We start from the raw sequence: 18,224 nt of genomic DNA, 5'->3' as shown, positions 1-18,224 counted from the left end.
GGAAGGAACACCCCATGTCCCAGTCGTCTTCCCCCCGTCCGACTGTCACTCCGCCGTCGGTCTTCGCCAGCAACGAGCCCGGTGCCTTCCTGGAGGCACTGCGGTCCCCCTGGTACGCGCTGGTGGGCGATCTCCACGACGTCTTCGTCACCACCACCATGGAGTACGCCTGTTCCCGTGGCCTGAAGAACCTGCACCTGCCGCTGACGACGCGTACGATCACCTGCCCCACCGCCCTGGGCAGTGACGCCGAGCCGGTTCCGGTGAAGCTGCTCGGCGTCGACACCTACCTCCCAGATTCCATGCAGTTCCTGCTGGAATACGGCTGCCGAATATCACCGGGCGGCTGCTACACCATCATGCCTTCGTTCCGTGCTGAGGAACCGGACGAGACGCACCTCAACCAGTTCACCCACAGCGAGGCGGAGATCCCCGGTGGACTGGACGAGCTCATCGACTACGTCAACGGCTACGTGAAGGCCCTGGCTTCGGCGATCCTGGCACAGCAGGGCGACCGGCTCGCCGCCGCCCGGGGCGACGTCTCGCACTTGGAACGGATGGCCGGCTACCCCGAGGCGTTCGAACAGATCACCTTCGATGAGGCCATCCGCCTGGTCGGCGACGTCGAGGACTGTGTCCGGGACGAGGGCGAGTGGCGCACGCTGACCCGCAAGGGGGAACGACTCCTCATGGAACGCGTGAGCGAATTCCTTTGGGTCCACCACTTCGACACCCTCGCGGTCCCCTTCTACCAGGCGTTCGGTGACGAGGAGGAGCGGACCGTGCGCGCGGCCGACCTCTACTTCGGCCTAGGCGAGATCGTGGGGTCGGGTGAGCGCCAGACCGACGTCGGCCTGCTCCGCAAGTCCATCGCGCTGCACGGGGTCAACGAGCAGGAATACGAGTGGTACGTCCGGATGCGCGGTGAAATGCCCATGCGCACGGCCGGCTTCGGCATGGGCGTGGAGCGGTTCCTGATGTGGGTGCTGAACCACCACGACATCCGCGACATCCCGCTGGTGTCCCGGCTGAACGAGCCCAAGGCGTGGCCGGAAGCGGTCTTGCGCCCGTAGCACAGCACGTAGATCGGTTCGGTCCGGACTGGACGGCACAGGTGAGGGACCGATAGCCGCTCACCGAACCGCATCAGGTACACGCCGACGAGTCGACCCGTTCACGAAGGGCGAGAGAGTGCCAGAGAACACAACAGTCCGGCTCCGGTACTACAAGGAGCTCGGCTCCTGGGTCGTGCCCGACAAGGACACGGCTCAGGCCGCGCTCGGTCACCCGGCCCTGTCGTCGCGGACCGCAGACGCGGGCAGCTACCTCCCGGCGGACATGAGGGAGCAGTGCGGCGAACTGCTGGACGTCCTCAGCCGGTGGTTCGTTTTGTTGGACAATGAGCTGCACACCGCAGCCCGCCGCGGTGTGCAGCGGCTGTTCTCACCCGGCCGGATCCGCAAACTCCAGGAGTCCATCGAAGAGATCGTCGAAGAAGCCCTCGACGAGTTCCCCCAGAAGGGTGTCGGCGACGCGATGCCGCAGCTGGCCGGGGTGATCTCGGCGCGGACGATGGCGTTGATGCTCGGTCTGGAGAAGACCGATGCCGCCCAGCTGCATGGCTGGGCCCGGGCCATCGCGGACTTCCTGGCCGCCTCCTACCGACGCGACTTCGCCGTCCGTGCGCAGGACGCCCTGCTCAGCATGGGGGAGTTCGTGAAGAACTCCGACCGGGCCGACAGCATCTGGAACTTCACCGCGGGCGACGAACGCGACCGCCTCGCAACGTGCTCCCTGATGCTCTTCGGCGGACTGGAGACCACGGCCGCGCTCATGGGCTTCTCCCTCTGGTACGCCATCGAGAACGACCTGATGCGGTTGGTCGCCGACGAAGTCCGTGCCACCGAGACGGCCGAGATCGTCGAACGGGTCCTCGAACTCCACCCTCCGCTAGGTCATGTCGCCCGTGCGGCGGAGACGGGAATGGAGATAGACGGACGAGGGATCGCTCCCGGTGACCTCGTCCTGGTCTCCCTCACCGGGCACGACCCATTCGACCCTCCGGCATGCCCGGCACACCCGGCGCCCCACACGGGCGGCGGGCGCCGCACCGACCACCTCGCGTTCGGCCACGGCATGCACTACTGCATGGGTGCTCCACTCGCGCGCATGGAAGCAACGGCGCTGCTGACCCAGTTCGCCCGACGGTTCCCCGAAGCCCGCGTGCGGGATCTGACGTGGAGCAAGAACCGGACCTACCGCGGGTTCGACCACCTGAACATCCGTCTCTCGCCCCACGAAGCGGAGTAACCTCAGCATGGGATCAGATATCGTCAAGCTCCTCCCGGGATTCGACGCCTCCAGACTTAAGGAGGAGTTGTTTCCTCTCGGTGATAAGCGCTTTAATCCCCAGGCGACTTACAGCAAGGGCGAGATTGCCCAGAGCTTCACGGACAGCTGGCGTGTTCTGTCGCTGCGGGGACCCGATGGGGACCCGGAGCGCACCGAACCCGGCGGTCTAGGACTCGTGGACTATGCAAGTACGCCGCTGATGAGGCAGGTGTCGCACACGGCGTCGGTCCTCAAAAGCCTCGACGTGCCGCTGCGGGCTGTCCGCTACATGACGCTGGAGCCGAGTGCGGCCGTGGCCGAGCACACGCTCTACCCGTACGGCCTGCCAGTGGGATCGGTTCGGCTGCAGATCCCCATCGTCACCAACGACCAAGCTGTGCTTGTCTTGGAGGGCGTCGAAACCCAGTGGCAACCGGGGGAGCTGTGGTACGCCAACTGCGGTCGGCCTCGCCACCCCTACAACCACGGAAGCAAGTTGTTCATGATTGCGGGAGACACCTGCCGCGCCCGGATTGCGGTTCCCGAAGGAGACGAAGCAGGAGGTGGAACTTGCCGAGATCATGCTCTACAGGGAAGAGATTGCGGCTTCCCCGGCCGACAAGCTGCGCTCGTTGGCCCGGCTCCGTCTCCGTGCCGGCCGGATTCCTTCAGGCGTACGCCGAGCCGCCGTCCCCGGAGGAGTTCGCAGCCCTCGGCTCATTGCGCGTTTCGGATGGTCGGCTCGACCTCAAGGGCGAAGGGCGCTGTGAGCATGTCCTCATATGCGTAGGAGAGAGGGAGTTTTCGGAATCTGGACTGAACCGAGGAATGCGCCATTGAATTCGGGATAGATAGCGAGGCGCCGAAAATCGCATTCCGCTAACGGCAGGGCAACTATCGGACCGAAGCCGTCCGGATCAAATTTCCCACTCAAAGGCGACTGCACAAAACTAGAGAGGTCTTAAATAAATGTCAGAAGAACGGGATCTTCCTATTCTAAACATGGGGGTCGACCGATATGCCCTAAGGGCGTGCCGTAAACACGCCCCTGAGACAGTGGCTATCTGTGGCCCGGAACCATGGGACTTTGGTCCGCTAGTCCCCGAGGAGGGGGTGCGAGTGATCCGCGCGGACGATCCAGGACACCCTGAGTCGGTGCTCGCCGCCCTGCACCGCGCAGGATTCCAGGACACACGTTTCGCTGGCGTCCATTCCGGAGACGACTGGACACTAGTAAACGCTGGGGTGATCTCCCGGATGCTCGGATGTGGCGGAATCGATCCGATCACTGCTCTTCACTTTCGAGACAAGGCCCTGCAGAAACAAAAGATCCGCGATGCTGGTATTAGCACTGCGTCGTCAATCGTCATCGACGACATCCACGACGTCGGTGACCTTGAGGACTTTGACTTCAAGCGCTCGGTACTTAAGCCAATCTCCTTCGGCGGTACGGGTTACACATCCACCGTCACTAACTTCGAGAGCCTGAGCGCCGTCAGTCGCAGAATGCAAGCCAGGAACATCTCTCGCCGCACCTTCATGCTGGAGGAGTTCATGGAGGGAGACGAGTGGGTTGCTGATGGCGTCGTTTATGACGGAGAACTACTTTTCTTCGCTCTAGGGAAGTATGGCGAACCTTGCCTTAGCGCCTTGACCGAACAGCGCGCGGTGTGGGTTCGTCGATTTGACCCAGGAGCCGAGGCGTGGGCCTACGAAGCGGCCGAACCAGTGATCAGGTCTGCGCTGTCTGCATTGGGCCTTTCAAGAGGCGTGTTCCATATGGAACTCTTTCGTGATCCGGTAAGTGGAACCGTAAGCTTTGGTGAGTGTGCCGCCCGGCGAGGAGGGGGTCTAGCTCAGGAGACCGTTCACTTGAAATTCGGTGTGGACCTCGCCGAAAGCGGGGTACTTTGCGCACTCGGCAGACGACCAGACTTGCGTGTCGAAGTTCGCCCAGAAACAATAGCCCACACACACCTTCTCGGCAGGCCAGGAACGCTTATCAGCTATCCGTCTGTGTCCGAAATGATACAGCTTCCCTACGTCGAGTACGCCCGCTACGAGCATCCGCTCGGAAGTATGCTTCCCGAATCGGTGGAATTTGTTGGCCAAAGTCTCGGCCTTGCTGTGGTCAAGGCCGACTCCACTGATGAGTTGGAATCCCGAGTCCATGAACTTCACCAGTGGGTCGACGAGCGACTTGTGATTGCCCCCTCGAACATGACATTTCGCGAAAACCGGGAGTGGTTCGAGCAGCGGTGGCCCGAGCATGCGAAGCTCGGCGGTTCAGTTTACGATCCCCTGTAACACTGATCGCCCTCCCGGTACCTCAACGAATCTCCTTCTTCCTGCCTTACAGGAGTGAGATGGGCCGGTTAAGCGATGTGACATGGTGAAGCCCCTTGTCGTCGATATGGTGATCTCACGCAACATGTCGGCGGGCGGGGCTTCTGCCTTCCGGCACATCACCATTGAGCTTCGGTGAAGTCGGCTGCCCAGCGCCAGTGTTGGTGCAGACGGAGGGCGCGGCGGGCGCCGGTGGCGATCCGGGCGGGGATGTGGATCAGGTGGCGGCGCATGGTGCCGGTCCTCGCCCGGGCGTGGAAGGCGGAAGCGAGGTGGCCGGCGGCGAGGGTGAGCCAGGCGGCGGTCGCGGTGAACCTGCCCGAGGGCAGGTGGGCGAGCGCGGAGTCCCTCCCGGTCGGCGTAAACCCGCTCGACCTGGGCTCGTTCTCGGCGCATGGGTTCGGCCTGGGCGAGAACGAAGGAGCTGTCGGTGAAGACGACGTGGTGGCGCGAGACGCCGAAGAGTTAGGCCTGCCCCTCGGGCACGCTCTTCGGGTTCAGCCGTTTCAACCGGCGCACGATCAGCCGGGCGGTGGTGTGGAACGCCCTCTTCTTGCTGGTGAACGCCGTGAAGGGGACTTCGGTGAGGTCGGCGTCAGAGATCCAGCGTTCCTCGTCGGCGTCCCAGACGGCGGCGGCGTACCTGATCGGCGCCCAGGCGTCCTCGGGGATGGTGGCGATGGCCTCGCCGATCTTCTTCCCAACCGTGACGGCGAGGGAGAAGCGTGCACCGGCCTTGCGGCAATTCTCGACGACCTTGTGGGAGAAGTACGCGGAGTTGGCGCGGACGATGATCTGGGCGGTGACGCCCATCGCCCGCAGCGTCTTGAGGGCCTCGCGTAGCAGACTCGCGGCACCCTTGCCGGAGTTGTCCGAGCCCTTGCGCCGGCGGGTGGCCACGATCAAGGGAGCACAGGTGGAGGCCTTGACCGTGACGATCTGGAAGTGCAGGCCACGCTGCTTGGTGTAGCCGAAGGAGGCACCCTGTTTTGCCGGCCCGTACGCCTGCTTGACCTTGGAGCCGATGTCCACGAAAACCACCTCGTCGCCGGTGGGCACCAGGCTGCGCGGCGAGATCGCAAGTGAACGCCCGTACCGGGGGCTCCAGTTGTCGCACGCGCCCCCAGGTGAGCGCGCAGGAACGTGCCCAACGTGGACGGGGCACGCACTTCGCCGAACAACCGCGCCATGCTGCCGTGAGTGTGACGCAGCACGTCCAGGTCGTCGATGCTGTCCGCCCCGGGCCGCCAGTACCGCCCACGATGCTCACGGCCTTCGCCTCGGCAGCCGTCCCGTCACCGGACTTCGCGCCGATCAGCTTCACCTTCTCGGCCACCAGAGCGGGCAGGCCGCACGCTCGGCCAGCCGGATCGCGGAGACCAGCGCGGCATGTGCGATCAGGTCGGGGTCGCAGCGGCGAACAGCTTCGCCGGGCTGTGGGAGACTTTCGCTTACGAGGTGCCTTGCTGTGTGCGGCTGATGGAAGCGAAGGAAATCCCATTGTTGCAGGTCAGCAGGCACCTCTTCCTATCTCTCCGTCCAAAGCCCGACTATCACACGGTGGATCGAGGCGTACGTCCAGTAGTCCGAAACGTCGGACGAGAAGGAGGTTCGATGTAAATCGGGCGATAAGTTCAGGGTAGCCAGCCGGTGCAAGTCCGGTCCGGGGAGACGCCAGAGTCCTCGGTAGCGGGGCTCCCGGCGTCGGTCGAGAGGCTGGTGTCGAAGTGGAGCGACGATCACCCCTTGGGGGTGCGCAACTGGCCGGTCCGCAACATCACGTGAAGCCTGCAGCGTCGTCAGCACCGACCCGCGTGGGCGGGGCCAAGGAGGAGCCGAGCCTGTGCCTTAGCCCTGATCCACCGATCCGGCATCTGTGGATAACTCTTCTTGAAACGAGGAAGTGCCTCGTGACCTGCGATGATGGGAGTTCTTCAGGCTTCCAGCACGCGCGATCAGCAAGGCACTTCCGAGATGCAAGTTTCCCATACGCCGGCGGCGGTCTCCGCTGTGTTCGATGATCCGAATCTGATCGCGCAGGTTGGGCTGGTCCCGGTGCTGCGGCTGGCCGAGCGGTGCGGGCTGTCGCGACTGGTGACGGAGAAGGTGAAGCTGACCGGGGCGAGGAACGGGGCGGGTGCGGCGGCGGACGCCAAGGTCACCAGCATCGTCGCGGGCATGGCAGCGGGCGCGGACAGTATCGATGACCTGGCGATGTTGCGTCACGGGGCGATGCCGACGGTGTTCGGAGGTATTCGCGCCCCGTCCACGCTGGGCACGTTCCTGCGTGCGTTCACCCACGGACACGCTCTGCAACTCCACGCCGTGCACCGCAGGTTCCTCGCCGCACTCGCCGCGCGCACCCCGCTGCTGCCGGGTGCGGGTGGTGAGGTGGCGTTCGTCGACGTCGACTCCACCCACAGGCGGGTCTACGGCCGGGCGAAACAGGGCGCCGAGTACGGCCGGTTCAAGGGCATCCGCACCCTGCACCCGCTCCTCGCCACGGTCTGCACCCCCCGGTCGAGGCCGGTGATCGCCGCAGTGCGGATGCGACGCGGCAAAGCAGCCGACTCCCGGGGCGCCCCGAAATTCGTGAGCGAGGCCCTGGCCACCGCCGCCGAGGCCGGCTGCACCGGGACCCGTATCCTGCGGGCCGACTCGCAGTTCTACAACGCCGGGGTCATCGCCGCCTGCCGCCGGGCAGGCGCCCACTTCTCGGTCACCACCGGGATGAACCCCTCCATCAAACGGGCCGTTCTCGGCATCCCCCACGACGCCTGGCAGCACATCAGTTACCCGACCGCGGTCCCCGACCCCGAGACCGGTGAACTCATCTCGGACGCCGAAGTCGCCGAGATACCCGAGTACACCGCGTTCACCGGCCGCAAGAAGGCAGATCGGGTCACCGCCCGGCTGATCGTGCGCCGGGTCCGTGACCTGGCCAAACCCGCCGTCGTGGGCGAGCAGGACGAGCTGTTTCCCGTCTGGCGCTACCACCCCTTCTTCACCGACCAGCCCGCCGCAACGCTGCGGGCCGAGCGGGAACACCGCCACCATGCCGTGGTCGAGCAGGTCATCGCGGACAGCAAGGCCTCGGCCCTGGCCCATCTGCCGTCCGGGCACTTCCACGCCAACGCGGCCTGGCTCACCCTGTGGGCGATGACCTACAACCTGCTGCGGGCCGCTGGTTCCCTGGCCTCTGCGTTCCACGCCAAGGCCACCACCGCTACTCTCCGCGCCCACCTGGTCCAGGTTCCGGCCCGCATCGCCCGCTCAGCGCGACGCGTCACTCTGCACCTGCCCCACAACTGGCCCTGGCAGCACGCCTGGACACACCTCTTCACCACCGTCCACGGCCCACCCGGCTGACCCGAACAGCCCCTGCCCACCCCGCCCACCAGGGCCCAACCGGAACCGAACCCGTGGAAAAGCTGGGCAGACCAGCAGATGCCGCCTGCCCACACCCAGCCACCAGCCCAAAGCGGACACAGAAATCGATCAGAAGATCACTCTCGAACCACCTCGGTGGATCAAGGCTTAGAGGGCGAAGGCCATGGAAGACGCCTGGGAATCTGGAGCGGGCGTCGAAGAACCTCCCGGCGTAAGGGGCGTGGAACGGTCAGAAGGTTGTCCTGGGAACTGGAGAGGGCCTCCTCGGCCCCGGGTCTGCGGCCCGGGAAGCAGGGCCCGCCTATAACCGGTGGAGCCGGGAAGTGGCGGGCTGTCGAGAGGCAGTCGGAGGGGGCCGTAGTAGTGCTGATCGGCGGGACAACACAACCCGTCAGGAGCGAAGGGCCCCTGCTTCATCGATGCGTGTCGCGTGTGAGGAGGTGGCCCGGGTGAGTGCCGGATCGGCTAGTTCCGCCCGCCGGGAGGAAGGCGTCGCACGACTGGATGGCCGTCCTTTGGACAAGGTCCGTGCCTTGCAGTGGACGCTCTACCGCTGTGCCAAGCAAGATGTCGGCGTACGACCTAAGCTGGCTCTGGCTAGATTTTCGTAGCCGGAGATCATCCCGGGGTGAGGGTCGGCCAGCCCGCGTAGCGGGCAGGATCTGACTGTGCCCTGTTGAACTGCCTTACCTGTTACCGCACTTGATGTCTGTGCTGGTGGTCTCGGTTGATGCCGCTGGTCCTGTAGTGGTCGTCCGGGCCCGGACGCGGGCCCGTGCTCCGGCCGGTTGTACGGGGTGCGGGACGCTGAGCGAGTGGGTCCATAGCCGCTATGAGCGGCACCTTGCCGATGTTGCGCTCGGCGGCCGGCCGGTCCGGATCGACTTGAGCGTGCGCCGTCTGTACTGCGAGAACGCGGCCTGTCCGAAGGTGACCTTCGCCGAGCAGGTACCGGAGCTGACTGAGCGCTACCAGCGGCGCACTCCGCTGTTGCAGCACGTGGTTGAGTCGGTCGGCGTCCTGCTGGCGGGCCGCGGCGGGTCCCGGATGCTGCGCGTCGTGAACGTCGCGCTCTCCCGGTGCACCGTGCTCTCCCAGCTGATGCGGGTGCCGTTGCCGCCGCTGGTCACGCCCCGGGTGTTGGGGGTGGACGACTTCGCACTGCACGGCGACACCTACGGCACCCTCTTGGTCGACGCCACCACCCGCCTCCCGCTCACCCTCTGGGAGGGCCGGGACGCCGAACAGCTCGGCCGATGGCTGCGCGGGCATCCCGGCGTCGAGGTCGTCTGCCGCGACGGCTCCCTTACCTACCGGCAGGGCATCACCTCGGGTGCCCCCGACGCTCTCCAGGTCAGCGACCGCTTTCACCTCTGGCAGGGGCTGTCCCGGCAGGTCCAGAAGGTCGCTTCCGCCCACCACGACTGCCTGCCCGCAGCACTCCCGGAGCCCGAACCGACCGGACCGGAACCCGCCGGGGCATCGTCAACAGCCCCCGCACCGGCGGAGACGCCCGCAGGCCGGCACGCCCGGCGGCTGTTCGAGGCCGTGCACGCCGCCCTTGCCGATTCCCGCCGCTCCCACAGTTCCGTGGCCCGCGAACTCGGCCTGGACCGCCGCACAGTGCGCAAGTATGCCCGCGCCCGCACCTGGCAAGAGGTCATGCGCCGCCCACCCCGACGCACCACCACCCTGGACCCCTACCTCGACTACCTGCAACAACGCTGGGACGAGGGCGAGCACAACGCCAAAATCCTTCACCAGGAACTCCTGACCAAGGGCTACCTGGGGCACTACCAGCGCGTGAAGATGGCCGTCGCACCGCTGCGGCTCGGCCTGCCCCTGGACGAGCCCCGCGAACGGCCGCCCTCCCCGCGCGAAGCCGCACGCTGGATCATCACCGCCCCGGACCGGCACACCCCGCACACATCGCAGCGCCTGCACCGGCTCCTCGACCACTGCCCCGAACTCCAGCGCGCCCACCACCTGGTCCGCCAGTTCGCCGCCATGCTCGACACCCGCGACGCGGCCCCGCTGCCGGGCTGGCTCGACCAGCTCACCGCCAGCGGGCTGTCGCCACTCGCCGGCATGGCGACAGCCCTGCGCGAAGACCAGCACGCGGTCGTCCACGCGATCACAACCCACTACAACTCGGGCGTCAACGAAGGCCGCATCACCGACGTGAAACTCCAGAAACGCCTCATGGCCGGACGCGCCGGCATCCCGCTCCTCCGCCACCGTGTCGTACTGATCGCCCACCTCCGCCGCAAATACGCGGGCTGGCCGACCCTCACCCCGGGATGATCTCCGGCTACGAAAATATAGCCAGAGCCACGTTCACGTGTACGCCGACACAAGATCCCGAATGTCGGTTCCATGCCCTGTACGGCCACGTCTTTCGCAGGGACGTTTTGTGGCGGGCCTGGGCCGGTGTGTGTGCGAACCGGGGCGCTCCCGGCGTGGACGGGGTGACCGTCGATGCCGTGGCCGCTGCCGGGGTGGAGGAGTTCCTCCGCGACTTGTCGGAGCAACTGCGGGCGCATACGTATCGCCCGTCACCGCTGCGGCAGGTCCTGATCCCCAAGCCGGGGCGGCCGGGAGAGTTCCGGCCGCTGTCGATCCCCACTGTGGCTGACCGGGTGGTGATGACCGCCGCGAAACTGGTTCTCGAACCGGTCTTCGAAGCGGACTTCTTGCCGGTCAGCTACGGATTTCGGCCCCAGCGGTCCGCGATCGACGCGTGCGAGAGCGTGCGCGTGGAGGCGAACCGGGGCCGGGAGTGGGTGCTTGAGGCCGATATCCGTGACTGCTTCGGATCGATCCGGCATGACGCCCTCGTGGCCCAGGTGGCCCGGCGTGTCGTGGACGGCCCGATGCTGAAGCTGATCCGGATGTGGCTCCGGGCGGGGGTTCTGGAGGACGGGGCGACCGGCTCGGCAGGAGCAGGGACCCCACAGGGCTCACCGATCTCACCGTTGCTCGCCAATATTGCTTTGCATGTCCTGGACACTGCATGGCAGCGAGGCGGGCACCGGCTCGGGGTGCTGGTGAGGTACTGCGACCTATGCCGAGTTCGGCATAGGTCGCATTATGCTGATCGCCGGATTATGCCGACCTCGGAGACAGGGCGCGGATGAGCAGCCGGAGCACCCTGCGCTGGTCGGCATAATCCACCGCTGCAATCCACCGGTTGCTCCGCCTGGTTGGGCGAGCAGCCCCCCAGCCCGGACAAGATCACGAGAGAGGCGGTCCGCTCCGCCTGACGGCGACTGGCGTATTGGCGCTGGTCGGGGCTTCGTTGTGGACGGAGATGATGCGTATGGGCTGCCCGGGCGCCGCGGCACAATGTCATCCCAGCAATGGAGGGCTGGACCAACACGCTGGAAGAGACTGGTCCACCGCTGCCCGGGTCATGCCGACCGCCGTGCGACGGCCGCCCCACTCACCGGCCCTTCGCCTCGACGTGCGGCATAATCCGGCGATCAGCATAATGCGACGACTTCGTGATCCTTTGCCCGACCAGGGAACGTGCCGTGCAGGCGCGTGAACTGGCAGGGGCGGTGCTGGTCGGCCTCGGGTTGCAGCTGCATCCGGAGAAGACCGGCATTGTCCACCTCGCCAGGGGTGGGCAGGGTTTCGATTTTCTCGGCTTCCACCACCAGAAGGTGGAATCGTGGCGTCACCGTGGCAGGTTTCACCTGCAACGTTGGCCGTCTCAGCGGGCGATGGGGGTGCTGCGGGACAAGATCCGGGCGGCGACCGACCGTCGTCACGTGGGACGGTCGCTGTCGGCCGTGGTCGCCGACTTGAACCCGGTCCTGCGAGGCTGGGCGGCGTACTTCCGCAACGGCAATTCCGCCGGGAAGTTCTCTACGATCGACAGCTACGTTCATGAGCGTCTCGCGATCTTCGACAATCGCAAGCGCGGCATCCCGGGCAGAAAGTGGGGCAAGCGCCACGATGGCGCGTGGTTCGCCAGGCTCGGAGCCTTTCGCCTGTCTGGAAACGTGCGCAGGGTGGCAGTGCATGCCAACCGGTGAACGATGTCGGTAAGCCGTGTGCGCGAGAAGCGCATGCACGGTTTGACGGGCGGGGGCTGGAAACGGAGCCCTCACAGGCCACCGCGCCAGTCCCCGACCCTACTGAGGCTGTACTACGCGTATGAAGCGATGTACCGATGCCCTGTAATGTCAGGTCGGCACGCGCTAGGCGCCTGCGGTCGGCCAACTGCTACGTAATTGCGCCACTTTCACCGCAACTGAGGAGTATGAGTGCTGTCTGCGTATGTACGAGGAGTTACTTGATTGGGCTGTCAGTTGTTTTAACTGAAGTGGGTAGTCTGCCTGACACCAGCAACCGGACATAACAGGATTGAGAGTAATGCCGCGATCCGTTAGCCCCCAATCGCTCATAGAAATAATCACTGACTTGGGAAAATCATGAGAAATGCCACGGACAGCAGGTGTCGCCTGGGCGTTTTACGTCAGAGGGACTTCCGCCTGTTGTGGTTCGGTGAAACCGCGCGAACGCTCGGCAACAGTGTCACCTCTGTCGCCCTGCCGTTGGTCGCGGTAGTAGTGCTGGACACAGGGGCTACAGCCGTCGGCTCGCTCTCCGCGGCCGTGTGGCTGCCCTGGTTGATCGTGGGCCTGCCCGCTGGCGCGTGGGTCGACCGAATACGCCGACGGCCTGTGATGATTGTCTGCAACTTGGTGGCCGCAGTCAGCTACGTGAGCGTGCCTTTCATGGCGTGGCTCGACGCTCTGACCTACACCCACCTGCTCGTCGCGGCACTGGCCGGTGGCACGACGGCGTTGTTCTTCAACACGGCGAACCACGCGTATCTGCCCGCTGTGCTGCCAGGCCATGACCTTTTGGAGGGAAACTCCAAACTGCAGGCCAGCGAGGCAACAACGAGCGTAGTCGGACCGGGCTTGTCGGGAGTGATTACAGGGGCGTTCGGCGCTGTTGCCGGTCTCCTCGTCAACTCCTTCACCTTCTTCGCGTCGACCCTGTGCCTCACCGCAATCAAGGTGAAGGAACCGGCCCCCACCCCACCGGAAAGGAATGAAGGACTGCGCTCGCAGATCGCGCAAGGACTGCGCTTCGTCCTCGGCGACCGGTACCTGCTGCCGATGGTGGCATACGGCGCCCTGGCCAACTTCGCGCTTATGGGATACCAGGCCGTGCAGGTGATCTTTCTGGTGCGTGTAGTCGGCCTCCCCGGCGCCACGGTCGGCCTGGTGCTGATGGGCGGCAGTGTGGGCGGCATCCTAGGAGCCATGCTCGCCACCGCGGTGGGCCGACGCTTCGGAACCGCGCGCGGCATGCTCGGACTCCAGTTGCTGACAGGGCCGTGTGCGCTGCTGATGCCGCTCACCACCCCCGGTGCTGGGCTGCTGTTCTTCGTGTTCGGCTCCTTCGCCGTCGGAGTCGGGATCGTCGCCTGCAACGTAGTCCTGGGCTCATTCCGGCAGGTCTATTGTCCACCCCGGATCCTGGGCCGGGTCGTCGCCACCACGATGATGCTCAACCACAGCACCATCCCCCTCGGGTCTCTCATGGGAGGCGTCCTCGGTGACGTGATGGGCCTGCGGCCAGCTATGTGGGTCATGACAGGACTGCTGGCCCCTTGCTGGCTGGTTCTCGCCCTGAGTCCCATGCGTGCCAGACGCGACCTGCCCACCACTGCTCGGGCCGAACCTCATACGGATACGCGGCCGCACGTCAGTGCATGAGGGACGCCCCTCACCTCCCATCCGTGGTGCCGTGTCGGCGTACAAGTGAATAGGAGTACGCCGACAACGGGGACGGGATGGGGCCGCTTCCCTAGCCGAACAGTATGGGCCTGCTGGTCGATGTCGTCGATCTTCAACATCCGCACCTCGGAGCTGGAGGCGCCAGGCAGCAGAGCGAGCATGCCCATCACCGCTTCATGCGGGTGCACGTGCTTGTCGGTTGTCCACCGCCGGAACAGCTCGCGTTGCTGGTCGAGGGCGAGGGTCTGGCCGCGGAAGCCGTTCGTCTGCTTCGCGACCAGCTGGCGGGTGGGGTCGACCAGCAGCATCTTCTGGGACCGCGCGAAGCGGAAGAACTGCCGCAGCACGGTCAGCCGCCGCTTGCGTCCCTTGGGCAGGGTGGACAGGAAGGCTTCGACGTCGTGCACGTCGACGAGGGCCCAGTCGTTCTTGTCCCGTTCATCGACCAGGAAGAGGGCCAAGGTCACGCAGGGTGGCCAGGGCCGTCTCCAGGGTGTGATTGCTGCGAGGGCGGGTGCCCGCTCGGCGGGCTCGGTCTTGGGCCCGCATCCGGGAGGTGTTGAAGGCGGCGACGGCTTGCCGCAGCGGTTCGGGGACAGCCTCGATGCGTCGTTGCCGTCCGCCGGCGGCGAGCCTTTCGGCCTGGTCTGTGGGCAGGGCCAGGTGGTGGAGGGTGAAGAAGTCCTCGAGTGCGCGGGCGAAGGAGCCCATCGACCGTCCGGGCCTGCGGGATCTTTCCAGCAGGGCCTGCGGCGAGGTGGAGTGCCCGTCTTCCAGGAGTCGGCCGAGGTCGGTGACGAAGCCGCAGGCTCTGGCGATGCAGTGCCGGGTGGCGACGTGGGCGACGAAGTCCCCCAGCCAGGAGGGGGGGATCGGCGAGCCGGTCGCGGAGGTGTTCCCCGCGGATGAAGGGACGGCCAGGGTGCCTTTGCCAGCAGGCAGAGCACAGCACCAGTCCGGCATGTCGCCGCATCTGGCCGCACTCGCGGCAGGTCCTCGGAGGCTGTTTCAGCCCGCAAAGTCAACATCAGCGGCGAACGCGTCACGCTCGATGGCCGGCCCGCTCGCCGAGGCCGCCTGGGCCAAACAGCGTGTCGGCCGACGCAAGGCCGAACAGCGGGCGGCCCAGCAGACGTGTCCGCGCTGCCGCAGGCCCGGAAATCTGCGTGAGACGACCGGCTGGTGCGGCCACTGATTCGGCCCCGGCAGGTGACTGTTGGCGTTGCGGGCCCCGTCGGTCGCCGTCCGTGTGACCTCCAGCGTCTGCCCGTCGTCGAGTATCCGGGCGACGGGGGCGGCCGACGATGGCGACCGCGCGCAGTACGCCGTGTTGATCGGCCGCGCCGACGGTGAAGACGGCGCCGGCCGGTGGCTTGTGGTGGCGGTGCCAAGCGGTGACGAAGGCCTTCGCGTCCTTCTGACGGACGGGCACGACGTGCAACTGGTGAACGGACATCAGGCACTGACCCAGCGCACCGCCGCGCGTCAGATCCGGCACATCGTGTTGACGACCGGCGCGCTGATCTGCATGGCGGCCAGGTGGTCGACGAGCCGGTCGACGGCGTTCTCGTCGCCGCGGAACGTCCAGTGCTGCATGCAGCGATCGGAGCCGCGAGCGCGTTCGGCTCGGCCTGCCGCTGGTGCTCGCGCCGCTGCTACGAGGTCGCCCCTGGGGCCGCGTCGGCGACCGTGACCGGCCTGTCGCGGCAGCCTCCGTGCGGTAACGCGCGCCGACTGCCCGACAGTCGCGTAGCCCTCACAGTGCTTGCCGACACGGGGCGCAGGAAGACAGGGTGTGGAGGACCCGGAGCAGGAGGGAGATTTCTGTGGTGGACCTGACGGAGATGTACGGCGAGGGCTGGTGCATCACCCTCGCGGCCCTGGAAGCGGCTGAGGCGCTGTGCCGGATGGGTGTTAAGGGTGCTGCGTCTATGCCGGATGGGCTGGATGTGGTTACCGAGCGGATGGAGGAAGGCGGTGAAGAGCCCGAGGTGCTGCTGCTGGGCCGTGATCTGCGGGGCGGCTGGTGCGCGGTCCTTGAGCTGGAGGGCACCTGCGGCTGGACGGGGACGGATCCGGGGGTGCTGGCTGCGCTGTCCGCCGGCGGGCAGACGGCCGTCTCCGCGTACGAGGACCCCAATCGGATCATGGTCCAGGTGGCCGTCGACGGTGCGGTGGTGTGCGAACTGGATGTGGTCACTGGGCGCTTCGTCCCCGGTTCTACCGGTGATCAGCAGGCGGTGAGGGATCTGCTGTCGGTGGGGTTTTCCCTCGACGACGAAGCGAGCGGGCAGGCAGCTGCGACCGAGTACTCCCAGCGGGCCGTGCTCGCGTTGCGTGCGGTCACCGGGGTGGAGCTGATGGAGGACGATTTCTCCGGTCCGTGGCTTGGTGGGTTGAGCACGTTGGGTGCTTGAACTCTCTGCACAGGCCCATGTCGCCACACTCGCACCGTTGTTGGCCCTGTTCTGTCTGAATTCGTTGTTGTGCTGAAGGTATTGCCGTTGCAAACCTGTATGCGCCATGCCAACGCCGGGGCTGCACGGGGGATGCACCAGTGGCCTGCCCGGAGCACCGGCTCAGCAGAGGGGATCATCCACGCATGTCGTTGAGTGGAACATGGCGTTCGAGAACGCTGATTGCGGCGGTGATGGTGGGGGCGTTCGCGCTCCCGCCCCAGTTAGCTGCCGCAGAGCCCGCCCCCGCGCCCGCGCCCGCAGCGGAGAAGACGGCGGCGAAGAAAGATGCGGCGGAGGAAGGCCGAACCATCACGATGAAGGTCGGCATCTCGCAGAAGGAGCTGGCCCATCTTCGCGCCAAGGGGCGCGAAGCTAGGGATGCGGGGCACAAGAGCCTGCCGGTCCCGGATGTCTCCTTGGAGGAGGCGCGGAAGGACGGTCCGGTCAAGCGCGGCGGGGCATCGGCGGATGATCCGCTGACGGTCCTGGAAGGTGAGGGTGCCGCGCGGAAGGCTGCTGCTGATCAGGTCCGCACGGACATGCAGGCCCGGATGGCGGACCAAGGTATGACCAAGGCTGCGGCTGAGGACGCCGCAGTGGCGGCTGCGAAGCCGAAGCGGCGCGGCTGGGTGCCGATCAAGAACAAACCTCACGCGCAGCGTCTTGAGGCGTGCTTCGAAGGCGACGGCGCGAACACCGGTATCGGGCGGGTGTACAACCGGTTCACCTACTGTGCGAACTGGAACCTGAAGGTCGACTACTGGTCGGTGGACAACTCGGGGGTGCCGATCGAACATGAGGGCACCACGAAGGCGAGATTGAAGGTGTTCGGCCAGGGGGATGCCAAGGAACGCAGAGTGCGGATCTTCTCCCAAATCGAAGAGGATTCGGTCGACTACGACTGGGGCCCGATCGACAACATCTTCACCGCGCCGGGTGTTCCGCTGTCGCTGATGGGCCAGTGCTCGCAGGGACTGGATGTGTGCACGACGAGCCCGAGCTCGTACACGTATCCGTGGGCAACGTGGGACAACAACCCGGTCTGGGCCTGGTGGGACGTCTTCAACCACGACAACAAGACTGAGGGCCGGGACAAACTCGCCTACAACCAGTGGTACGTGGAGGCGTTCACCGACACCCAGGAGTACAAGACGCTGGACCGGGGTGAGACTCCGGAGCGTCTGGCGCGTTGTGACTCGGGGGATTACTTCAACTACGGGCGGGCGGAGTACCCCGAGGCATGTGTGTTCCCGGAGAGCTACTCGTATCTGACCTACACGCGTGGCAGCAGCCACGATGGTGTGGCAGAGCACCTGTGGACGGCGTTCACTTACCCGAACTCCACCTATCCGCTGGTTCGGCCGCCGATGGTGAAGAAGATCCCGGGCGAGTTCAAGCCGCTGGACCCGTCGGCTCCGGGATTGCACCGGATCACGAAGAAGCTGCACCCAAAGGAGTACAAGGAGAACAGTGATCACAAGGACGGTGCGTGCTTCAAGACGGGCCCGTACCGGCACCTGTATCAGGACACGGGGTTACCGAACGGGACCGGTGAAGGGGAAGAGTGCGATGAGTACCCCTTCGCCTCCACCCTTGAGGGCGCCGGGAACAAGGACTGGGACTTCTCGGTGAAGCCGGTCAACAGTAAGCAGAACAAGGTCGCCGGCGGCCTGCTGCGGAAATTCGTGCTCGATGACCGGGTGATCGCCTGGGATGACAGCTTGGACAAGAACGCGAACGACCGCTACTACGTAAAGATCAAGTAGCGCGGTCAAGAGAAGTGAAGGACCCGCACCCGGGCGCTCTCCAGGGTGTTGCAACACAAGGTCGCGTTGATCAGGCCGCGAGCAGCTTATGCAGGCGCTCGGCTGGGGTTTCCCAGCCGAGCGTTTTTGCGTGACAGCCGTTGAGTACGCCGGCGATCTGCTGGACGGTCTTC

The 18,224-nt window shown here is 65.8% G+C and carries 14 protein-coding genes and 1 pseudogene; 11 read left to right on the top strand and 4 right to left on the bottom strand.

Annotated features, from left to right (window positions below):
• Nucleotides 1-14: 14 nt before the first annotated feature.
• The 4 genes from OG293_RS40895 to OG293_RS40880 all read left to right on the top strand — a co-directional run bounded on the left by OG293_RS40895 (nt 15) and on the right by OG293_RS40880 (nt 4,638).
• Nucleotides 15-1,073, top strand: coding sequence for an amino acid--tRNA ligase-related protein (locus OG293_RS40895; RefSeq protein WP_331752315.1), 1,059 nt, complete (start codon nt 15-17; stop codon nt 1,071-1,073).
• A gap of 118 nt (nt 1,074-1,191) precedes the next feature.
• Nucleotides 1,192-2,310 (top strand): cytochrome P450, encoded by a 1,119-nt coding sequence (locus tag OG293_RS40890; protein WP_331752313.1) that lies wholly within the window; start codon nt 1,192-1,194, stop codon nt 2,308-2,310.
• 7 nt (nt 2,311-2,317) lie between these two features.
• Nucleotides 2,318-3,121, top strand: a complete 804-nt coding sequence (locus OG293_RS40885; RefSeq protein WP_406003914.1) for an aspartyl/asparaginyl beta-hydroxylase domain-containing protein — start codon at nt 2,318-2,320, stop codon at nt 3,119-3,121.
• A 329-nt stretch (nt 3,122-3,450) separates the two neighbouring features.
• Complete coding sequence (locus OG293_RS40880; protein ID WP_406003913.1) at nt 3,451-4,638, top strand: acetyl-CoA carboxylase biotin carboxylase subunit family protein; 1,188 nt, start codon at nt 3,451-3,453, stop codon at nt 4,636-4,638.
• Nucleotides 4,639-5,142: 504 nt separating this feature from the next.
• Here OG293_RS40880 and OG293_RS40875 read toward each other — a convergent pair.
• Nucleotides 5,143-5,709, bottom strand: coding sequence for a transposase (locus OG293_RS40875; protein ID WP_406003912.1), 567 nt, complete (start codon nt 5,707-5,709; stop codon nt 5,143-5,145).
• Between the two features lie 942 nt (nt 5,710-6,651).
• Here OG293_RS40875 and OG293_RS40870 point away from each other — a divergent pair.
• From OG293_RS40870 to OG293_RS40850, 5 genes are all read left to right on the top strand, one after another.
• A complete protein-coding gene (locus tag OG293_RS40870) occupies nt 6,652-8,046 on the top strand; it encodes an IS1380 family transposase (protein WP_331752533.1) in 1,395 nt (464 codons plus the stop codon).
• Between the two features lie 726 nt (nt 8,047-8,772).
• Nucleotides 8,773-10,371 (top strand): ISL3 family transposase, encoded by a 1,599-nt coding sequence (locus OG293_RS40865; RefSeq protein ID WP_331752307.1) that lies wholly within the window; start codon nt 8,773-8,775, stop codon nt 10,369-10,371.
• Nucleotides 10,372-10,535: 164 nt separating this feature from the next.
• Nucleotides 10,536-11,204, top strand: a complete 669-nt coding sequence (locus OG293_RS40860) for a reverse transcriptase domain-containing protein (RefSeq protein WP_406003911.1) — start codon at nt 10,536-10,538, stop codon at nt 11,202-11,204.
• A 396-nt stretch (nt 11,205-11,600) separates the two neighbouring features.
• On the top strand, nt 11,601-12,107 hold the full coding sequence (locus tag OG293_RS40855; RefSeq protein ID WP_331752303.1) for a group II intron maturase-specific domain-containing protein: 507 nt from the start codon (nt 11,601-11,603) through the stop codon (nt 12,105-12,107).
• 399 nt (nt 12,108-12,506) lie between these two features.
• Nucleotides 12,507-13,805 carry an MFS transporter gene (locus OG293_RS40850; RefSeq protein ID WP_331752301.1) on the top strand — a complete coding sequence of 433 codons (1,299 nt, stop codon included), beginning with the start codon at nt 12,507-12,509 and terminating at the stop codon, nt 13,803-13,805.
• Here the strand turns inward: OG293_RS40850 and OG293_RS40845 are convergent.
• From OG293_RS40845 to OG293_RS40835, 3 genes and pseudogenes are all read right to left on the bottom strand, one after another.
• Nucleotides 13,772-14,293, bottom strand: a complete 522-nt coding sequence (locus OG293_RS40845) for a hypothetical protein (RefSeq protein WP_331752299.1) — start codon at nt 14,291-14,293, stop codon at nt 13,772-13,774. The two genes, OG293_RS40850 and OG293_RS40845, sit on opposite strands and share 34 nt — an antisense overlap.
• Nucleotides 14,265-14,789: a hypothetical protein gene (locus OG293_RS40840; RefSeq protein ID WP_331752297.1), complete on the bottom strand. Its 525-nt coding sequence runs from the start codon at nt 14,787-14,789 to the stop codon at nt 14,265-14,267. Before OG293_RS40840 ends, OG293_RS40845 begins: the two co-directional genes overlap by 29 nt.
• 243 nt (nt 14,790-15,032) lie before the next feature.
• Nucleotides 15,033-15,282, bottom strand: a pseudogene (locus OG293_RS40835) (XF1762 family protein); the annotation flags it as partial.
• Nucleotides 15,283-15,652: 370 nt separating this feature from the next.
• Between OG293_RS40835 and OG293_RS40830 the strand changes: the two are divergent.
• Both OG293_RS40830 and OG293_RS40825 read left to right on the top strand, forming a co-directional pair.
• Nucleotides 15,653-16,243 (top strand): DUF6461 domain-containing protein, encoded by a 591-nt coding sequence (locus OG293_RS40830; protein ID WP_331752295.1) that lies wholly within the window; start codon nt 15,653-15,655, stop codon nt 16,241-16,243.
• Nucleotides 16,244-16,383: 140 nt separating this feature from the next.
• On the top strand, nt 16,384-18,051 hold the full coding sequence (locus tag OG293_RS40825) for a hypothetical protein (RefSeq protein ID WP_406003910.1): 1,668 nt from the start codon (nt 16,384-16,386) through the stop codon (nt 18,049-18,051).
• Nucleotides 18,052-18,224 lie beyond the last annotated feature (173 nt).

This window comes from Streptomyces sp. NBC_00829 (assembly GCF_045161795.1).
Classification (GTDB): domain Bacteria; phylum Actinomycetota; class Actinomycetes; order Streptomycetales; family Streptomycetaceae; genus Streptomyces.
This window is presented reverse-complemented; position numbering and strand designations above follow the sequence as displayed.

Coding starts and splice junctions, on each gene's coding strand:
- OG293_RS40885 (WP_406003914.1), top strand. CDS start 2,318: ATGGGATCAGATATCGTCAAGCTCCTCCCGGGATTCGACGCCTCCAGA.
- OG293_RS40870 (WP_331752533.1), top strand. CDS start 6,652: ATGCAAGTTTCCCATACGCCGGCGGCGGTCTCCGCTGTGTTCGATGAT.
- OG293_RS40895 (WP_331752315.1), top strand. CDS start 15: ATGTCCCAGTCGTCTTCCCCCCGTCCGACTGTCACTCCGCCGTCGGTC.
- OG293_RS40850 (WP_331752301.1), top strand. CDS start 12,507: ATGAGAAATGCCACGGACAGCAGGTGTCGCCTGGGCGTTTTACGTCAG.
- OG293_RS40840 (WP_331752297.1), bottom strand. CDS start 14,789: ATGCCGGACTGGTGCTGTGCTCTGCCTGCTGGCAAAGGCACCCTGGCC.
- OG293_RS40865 (WP_331752307.1), top strand. CDS start 8,773: ATGTCTGTGCTGGTGGTCTCGGTTGATGCCGCTGGTCCTGTAGTGGTC.